Genomic DNA, 1,464 nt, shown 5'->3' with positions numbered 1-1,464 from the left:
GGCTTTGCCGTGGCGATGAACAACCTCAAGGTCTCCGCCTCCGAACAGGTGCTGGCGGTGATCGACCAGGCGCTGCTCGTCTGCGGCATCATGGGCTACAAGAACGGCACCCCGTTCAGCGTCGGCCGCCATCTGCGCGATGCCCATTCGGCCCGGCTGATGATCAGCAACGACCGCATTCTCGCCAACACGTCCAATCTCCTGCTCGTGCAGCGGCAGGACGCAGTCTTCTGAGGTAATCCCATGGACATGCAGGGCAATTTCCTCGACCAGTTGTTCGCGAGCGGGCTGCTGATCGAATCGGGCGTCGACGGTCTCTATGGCCGCAGCGGCGTGTTCGAGGACGTGGTGACGCGCTTCGACGCGCTGGTCACCCGCTACGGCGAGGACGACGGCGCCGAGGTGGTGCGGTTCCCGCCGGGCATGAGCCGGCCGAATTTCGAGAAGAGCGGCTATCTCAAGAGCTTCCCGCAGCTGGCCGGCACGGTGCACAGCTTCTGCGGCGACGACCACGGCCACAACCGGATCATCGAGTGCCTTGCGGCCGGCGAGGACTGGACCGACGACCAGAAGGCGACCGACATCGTCCTGACGCCGGCCGCCTGCTACCCGCTCTATCCGGTGATCGCGAAACGCGGCCCGCTGCCCGAGGACGGCCGGCTGTTCGACCTGCAGTCCTACTGCTTCCGCCACGAGCCCTCCAAGGAGCCGACCCGGATGCAGCTGTTCCGGATGCGCGAATACGTGCGCGCCGGACGCCCGAACAGGTGGTCGATTTTCGCGAGCGCTGGCTGACCCGCGGCCAGGAACTCGTCGCCGCCCTCGGCCTGCCGCTGACGGTGGATGTGGCCAACGACCCCTTCTTCGGCCGCGCCGGCCGGATGATGAAGGTCAACCAGCGCGATCAGGGCCTGAAGTTCGAGCTGCTGGTGCCGGTCAACAGCGAAGAGAACCCGACCGCCTGCCTGAGCTTCAACTACCATCAGGACCACTTCGGCAAGACCTGGGGCATCGTCACCCGCGAGGGCGAGACCGCCCACACCGCCTGCGTCGCTTCGGCCTCGAGCGCGTCGCGCTCGCCCTGTTCCGCCACCACGGCGTGGACGTGAAGGCCTGGCCGGAGCCGGTGCGCAAGGTGCTCTGGGGGTGAGGGAAATCGCTCGTGGGGCGAGACCGGGGCGCCCGGCCTCGTCCTTCGAGACGGCCCTGCGGGCCTCCTCAGGATGAGGCCTTCATGAGGGTGAGACCACGGCAACGATGAAGCCTTCACCTTCGTGAGGGAAAGACTCGTGAGGTGAGGCCTTCCTGAGACCGGCGTCCCGATCTCCGCGCTGCCCTTTTCCCTCATCCTGAGGAGGCCCGAAGGGCCGTCTCGAAGGACGAGGGAAAAGCCGCCGCACACCACCATCCCGCTCCGCACATCCGCCGTCCTTCACGGGACAACCTCAGGGAAACGACGACCAT

At 66.6% G+C, this 1,464-nt stretch carries 1 protein-coding gene and 1 pseudogene; both read left to right on the top strand.

The annotated features are described in order from the left end of the window. Positions 1-234 (top strand): acyl-CoA dehydrogenase family protein (locus tag A6302_RS20280; protein ID WP_141704036.1); only part of this gene is annotated, 234 nt, incomplete at its 5' end. A 9-nt stretch (positions 235-243) separates the two neighbouring features. Next, positions 244-1,150: pseudogene (locus tag A6302_RS20275) on the top strand (amino acid--[acyl-carrier-protein] ligase). The last annotated feature ends 314 nt before the right edge of the window (positions 1,151-1,464 follow it).

The sequence above is a fragment of the Methylobrevis pamukkalensis genome, from assembly GCF_001720135.1.
Taxonomy (GTDB): Bacteria; Pseudomonadota; Alphaproteobacteria; order Rhizobiales; family Pleomorphomonadaceae; genus Methylobrevis; species Methylobrevis pamukkalensis.
Note: the sequence above shows the minus strand (reverse complement) of the source record. Positions and strands in the feature narration are given on the sequence as shown.